The following is a 6,076-nucleotide window of genomic DNA, read 5'->3' on the forward strand; positions in this document are numbered from 1 at the left end:
GGCCGAGACTGAAGCCGCCATGAAGCAAGGCCGCCTTTCTTACGGTGAAAGCAATTTCCCAAGTGGTACTCCCGAGACTGGATCGAGCAAAACCCGCGAGCAAGTTATCAACGAAATGCGTAATGAATCGCCAGCTGCGCGAGATGCTCGCCTCCAATCATTTGCAGGCTGATCTCCATCAAAGACGCATGCATCGCGGATGCAGCTCTTTCCTGCATTTTTGTTCCGATCTACCGCAGAGGCCTCAAGCAACAGAGGCCTCTGCATGTAGAACATCAGCTTGAGCGAACTACAAATTTCCCGGAAGAATTTCGGCCCAGATGATCGCAATCATCACTTAGGGGGGCGACATTGGGTTCAACGATGCGCGGACTCACCGAGGCGGATATCGCTACCGAGCATCACATTGCATGTTTCCTCATCCATTAACTTGAGGATGGGACAGGACACCGCCTTCTTCAGAACTGAGTTGTGCATACGGTGTCGCGCTTCCTTCAGACACAGCTGTAGCGTTTGCTCCTAGGATGCGAGTTAACCACTGGCTTGCCGAAGATCTGTAGCATTTAAAGATCGGTAGCAACGTATGGCCTTCACCGCGTACCCCTGGTAGATTGACTACACTAACTGCTGCCATGCTACGAAGTCGCATTCACCGCCTATCCACCGCAGTCCTTGTGGTGCTTTCGCTGCTGTTCGCACAGCTGGCGTTGGCGGGTTACGTCTGCCCACAGGAGGAAGGCGTTGATGCAATGACGGCCAGGATGGAGGCCGGCATACCATGCGAAGGTATGGACCAACAGCAACCGGTTCTGTGTCATCAGTACACCAATGCCCCGGATGTGACCTTCGAAGCAGTCAAACTGCCCGTGGCGTCATTACCTGCCATCGTGCAGGTGTTGGAGCTGCCGCTAGTGCTCGAATTTGATGCTGCACTTGCAGTGTCCTGGCCCATCACCTTGGAGGTTCGACCGCCTCCGGACCCTCTTTTTCTCTCTACTCTCAGACTCAGAGTCTGATCACTCCGTCGACTGACTGGTGCTGGCGTGGCTTGTCCATACGCCGGCAATGCCCTCGTTCGTCCACGGAGTTTCCATGTCCCCTATTTTTTTGCGAGCAGCCTCCTTGGCTGCCGTATTTCTGCCGGCCGTTGCTGCTGCAGAATCGATTTCATTCGACCAGGCAATAAGCTTGGCCGTCCAACGCTCCGAAGCAGCCCGCGCAGCCCAGGCGGCGATGCAAGGCTCTGTCCATTCCATACAGGCTGCGGGTCAGTTGCCAGATCCCATGCTGCGGGCCGGCATCGACAATTTGCCGGTTACCGGCTCAGACCGCTTCAGCGGTACCCGTGAGTCCATGACGATGAAGCGCATCGGTATCAGCCAAGAGTGGCTCTCCGCCGATAAACGAGCCGCACGCGAAGGTGCGGCTCGTGCACGGGCCGACCGCGATGCCGTACAAAAAGACATTGCCGAAGCCGAGGCTCGCCTGCAGGTCAGCATGGCGTATGTCGATGCTTGGTTCGCCACTGAAGCACTCAAGCTAACCACACAAACCGAGCATCACTTGCACGAGGAGCTGAATGCGGCAAAAAGCCGCATAGCAGCTGCCACAGGCAACAGCGCAGAAGCGTTGCAGCTCCTATCCGCCAAAGGGATTGCAGAGGATGAAAGCGAAGAGGTTCGCCAACAACAGTCTGCAGCCATGGTCAGTCTGCAACGCTGGATCGGCATTCTTCCCGATGCCCTCAACAAGCCACCTGCCTTCCCTGCTCCCGAGGAATGGGACTACGTGGCGAGATATCCAGCCGTCGCAGGCTTAAAAAGCGACGTCGAAATTGCTCGCCAGAGTGCAAACGTCGCAGCCAAGGAGCGCTCTCCCAACTGGACCTGGGAAGTGTCCTACGGCCAGCGCACTGGCTATTCCGATTTGGTTTCAGTCGGCGTCAGCATCCCGCTCCAAATCGCACCAAGCCAGCGCCAAGACCGCGAAACCTCGGCCAAGCTGGCCATGGTCGACAAAGCAGAGGCTGACCTGACGGAGGGAATGCGCGCAGCCATGGCCGATTACCGCACCTTGACTAGCGACGCCGCGCGCCTGCAGCAGCGTATCGAGAGATACCAAGGCTCCGTAGTGACTCCGGCCAGACAGCGCACTTCCGCCGCCCTGGCCGCCTACCGCTCAAATCAATTGGCCCTGACCGCCGTGTTTGAGGCACGACATGCCGAGGTCGAAGCTCAGAGAAAACTCCTCGCACTGCAGCGTGATTTGGTACGTACGCAGGCCCAACTAAACCTCAAACCCATCGCTCAGGGAGGTGCCCAATGAAGCGCACAGCACTGGTCACTTCATTGGTTACGGCAGGCGTACTGCTGGCAGCCGGTGGCTTCTTTATTGGCCGCTTGACCTCCGAAGGCGCTGCCCCCCAGGCCGTAGCCGCCTCGGAATCCAAGGCTCCCACAGGCGAGCGCAAGGTCCTCTACTGGCATGACCCCATGGTGCCGGGACCACGCTTTGCCAAACCGGGCAAGTCGCCATTCATGGACATGCAATTGGTGCCCGTCTATGCGGACGATGCCAATGACACAGGTGTCAAAGTCAGTCCAACGGTGCAGCAGAACCTCGGCATTCGGACCGCGACGGTCAAGCGAGCCGACATCGGCGCGTCGTTCGACGCCGTTGGAACGGTGCAGTTCGATGAGCGTCTGAGTGTCGCCGTTCAGACCCGTGTTGCCGGTTATGTCGAGCATTTGGCTGTGCGCGCTCCCATGGAGCAGGTTCGCAAAGGTCAGGCTTTGGCCACCATTTTTGCGCCCGAGTGGCTGGGGCCACAAAACGAACTGCTCGCACTCAAGCGTTCAGGTGTACCTCAGGAGCTTATTACGGCAACCCGTGAGCGCATGCGCGCCATGTCCATCCCCGCAGAACTGGTACGCAAGAGTGAGGAAACCGGGGTCGCCCAAGCTCGCTATACCTTGCAGGCTCCGGTAAATGGCGTGGTGACGGAACTTGGTGTGCGAGATGGAGCCCAGGTGTCACCTGGCCTTACGTTGTTCCGTATCTCCGGCCTAGAGAAGGTCTGGGCCGTGGCTGAAGTGCCGGAAGCACAAGCCGTACGTCTGACGCGTGGCCAGAAGGTCAAGGCCGTTCTGCAAGCCGATGCATCCCAAACCTTCGAAGGCGAGTTGAAGGAAATCCTGCCACAGGTCAACGCCAGCACACGCACCCTGCAAGCGCGATTCGAGGTCGATAACCGCAGCGGCAAACTGATACCCGGGTTGCTGCTGCGCCTGCAGGTCGGCGACGCTCCAGCCTCGCGCCTAGTCCTGCCTGCCGAAGCCGTCATCCGTACCGGCACCCGTGCATTGGTCATCGTCCGCAAGGAGTCTGGCAACTTCGAGCCTCGGGAAATCAAACTGGGCGAGGACTTGGGTGATCAATTGGAGGTGCTGCAAGGCTTGCGCGAAGGCGAAGAGGTGATTGCCAGCGGCCAATTCCTAGTGGACTCGGAAGCGCGGCTCAAGTCAGCTCTGGGAGCCATGGAGGCCGGGCAATCCCAGCCTGTGCCCGCTACGGCCACCGAAGCCCCCGACATCTTCCGCGCCGAGGGCAAGGTGGAAAGCATGGATGACGACGGGATCACGATCTCGCATGGCCCTGTGCCGGCTCTCAAGTGGCCCGCCATGACAATGAGCTTTGGCAAGGCCGACTCGATGACGCTCATGGGCTTGAAGCCAGGAGATCTGGTGCGCTTCGAGTTCCGAAAAGGCGGGCCCATGGATTGGGAAGTCATCTCCGTGCAGAAAAGCGGCAGCGCCGCTGGAACCACCGGAGGCGCCAAGTGATTGCTGCTCTGATCCGTTGGTCCATCACCAACCGCTTTCTAGTGCTGATTGCCACCGCGTTCCTCGTGGCGGTAGGCATCTGGTCGGCATCTCGCACCCCGGTCGATGCATTGCCGGACCTCAGCGACGTACAGGTGATCGTTCGCACCACCTACCCAGGCAAGCCGCCCCAGGTGGTGGAGGACCTCGTGACCTACCCGCTGACCACAACCATGCTGAGCGTACCTGGGGCTAAAACCGTCCGAGGCTATTCGTTCTTTGGCGACTCCTTCGTCTATATCCTGTTTGACGACAAGACCGATCCATACTGGGCACGGTCACGGGTGGTGGAGTATCTGAACCAGGTGCAAAGCCGCTTACCAGTAGGTGCGACAGCCGCGCTAGGCCCGGATGCCACTGGTGTGGGCTGGGTCTACGAGTACGCGCTGGTCGACCGCAGCGGCCATAACGATATTGGACAGCTGAGAGCCCTCAACGACTGGTTTCTGAAATTCGAGCTGAAAACCGTTCCGGATGTGGCGGAAGTCGCCAGCATCGGCGGCATGGTCCGCCAATACCAGGTGGTGCTCGACCCGGACCGCATGCGAACGCTCGCCATCACACAGTCCATGGTCGTGCAGGCCCTGCAGAAGGCCAATCAGTCGTCTGGCGGCTCGGTAGTGGAAATGGCCGAGACAGAGTACATGGTGCGCTCGCGCGGATTCCTTCAATCACTGGAGGACTTCCGTACCATCCCGATCACCCTCAGCGGAGCGACACCCGTGCTGCTGAGAGATGTGGCCATAGTCCAGATAGGCCCGGAAATGCGACGGGGCATCGCCGAACTAGATGGTGAGGGTGAAGTCACGGGAGGGGTAGTGGTCATGCGCTCCGGCAAGAATGCCCGTGCCACTATCGAAGCCGTCAAAGCCAGGCTGGAGACGCTCAAACCCAGTCTGCCCAAAGGCGTTGAGGTGGTGGAAACCTATGACCGCTCCAAACTCATTGATCGTGCAGTCGACAACCTGCGTGTCAAGCTTCTGGAGGAGTTCGCCGTCGTCGCCGTCGTCTGTGCCATCTTCCTATTCCACCTGCGCTCCGCGCTGGTGGCAGTTGTAACACTGCCTATTGGGGTGCTAGCGGCTTTTGGCGTGATGCACTGGCAAGGCGTGAGCGCGAACATTCTCTCGTTGGGCGGTGTGGCCATTGCTCTAGGAGCCATGGTCGATGCCTCGGTGGTCCTGGTCGAAGCTGCGCACAAGCATCTGGAGCACTTTGAAGAACGACATGGACGCCCACCGTCCGTGGCCGAGCGCTGGGAACTGATCGCGCAATCAGCCGTGGAAGTCGGCCCTGCGCTGTTCTTCTCGTTGCTGGTCATCACGTTGTCGTTCCTGCCCGTGTTCACCCTAGAGGCCCAGGAAGGACGGCTGTTCTCACCACTGGCTTTCACCAAGACCTACGCAATGGCTGCTGCTGCTGGATTGTCGGTGACTCTGGTTCCAGTGCTGATGGGATACCTCATTCGAGGACGCATTCCAAAGGAAACTGCGAACCCGATCAATCGCGGCCTGATTGCTCTCTATCGACCGGCCCTTGAGCTAGTCTTGCGCTTCCCTAAAGCAACGCTGCTGGCAGCGGCATTGGCCCTGGCTATCACCGCAATTCCGGTCATGCGGCTGGGCGGTGAGTTCATGCCGCCGCTGGACGAAGGCGATCTGTTGTACATGCCCTCGGCGTTACCTGGTATTTCGGTCTCAAAGGCCGCAGAGTTGTTGCAACAGACAGACCGACTTATCAAGACAGTGCCCGAGGTTCAGCGTGTGTTCGGCAAGGCGGGACGAGCAGATACTGCGACCGATCCTGCGCCGCTGGAGATGTTCGAGACCACGATCCAGTTCAAGCCACGTGAGCAATGGCGTCCTGGCATGACCCCGGAGAAGTTGGTCGAAGAACTGGACCGGGTGGTCAAGGTTCCGGGTCTATCAAACGTGTGGGTGCCCCCGATCCGCAACCGCATCGACATGCTGGCCACCGGGATCAAGAGTCCCGTCGGCATCAAGGTCGCCGGACCAGACCTCGCCACCATCGACAAGCTCGCGGCACAGATTGAATCCGCCGTGCGCGGAGTGCCTGGTGTTTCTTCCGCGTTGGCCGAACGCTTGACAGGGGGCCGGTACATTGACGTAGATGTGGACCGACAAGCCGCTGCACGGTTCGGACTTTCTGTGGCAGACGTGCAGGCGGTCATATCT

3 protein-coding genes are annotated in these 6,076 nt (G+C 59.2%); all 3 read left to right on the plus strand.

Annotated features, from left to right (window positions below):
* Window positions 1-1,092 precede the first annotated feature (1,092 nt).
* Complete coding sequence (locus EIC84_RS25735; protein WP_003080381.1) at window positions 1,093-2,325, plus strand: TolC family protein; 1,233 nt, start codon at window positions 1,093-1,095, stop codon at window positions 2,323-2,325.
* Window positions 2,322-3,842, plus strand: coding sequence for an efflux RND transporter periplasmic adaptor subunit (locus tag EIC84_RS25740; RefSeq protein WP_034363796.1), 1,521 nt, complete (start codon window positions 2,322-2,324; stop codon window positions 3,840-3,842). Before EIC84_RS25735 ends, EIC84_RS25740 begins: the two co-directional genes overlap by 4 nt.
* On the plus strand, window positions 3,839-6,076 hold a 2,238-nt coding region (locus tag EIC84_RS25745), incomplete at its 3' end, for an efflux RND transporter permease subunit (RefSeq protein WP_134737360.1). The genes EIC84_RS25740 and EIC84_RS25745, both read left to right, overlap by 4 nt.

It is taken from the genome of Comamonas sp. A23 (genome assembly GCF_004522605.1).
GTDB lineage: Bacteria > Pseudomonadota > Gammaproteobacteria > Burkholderiales > Burkholderiaceae_C > Comamonas > Comamonas thiooxydans.

What these genes read in the sequence shown, in the direction of transcription:
- EIC84_RS25735 (WP_003080381.1), top strand. Translation starts at nt 1,093, where the DNA reads ATGTCCCCTATTTTTTTGCGAGCAGCCTCCTTGGCTGCCGTATTTCTG.
- EIC84_RS25740 (WP_034363796.1), top strand. Translation starts at nt 2,322, where the DNA reads ATGAAGCGCACAGCACTGGTCACTTCATTGGTTACGGCAGGCGTACTG.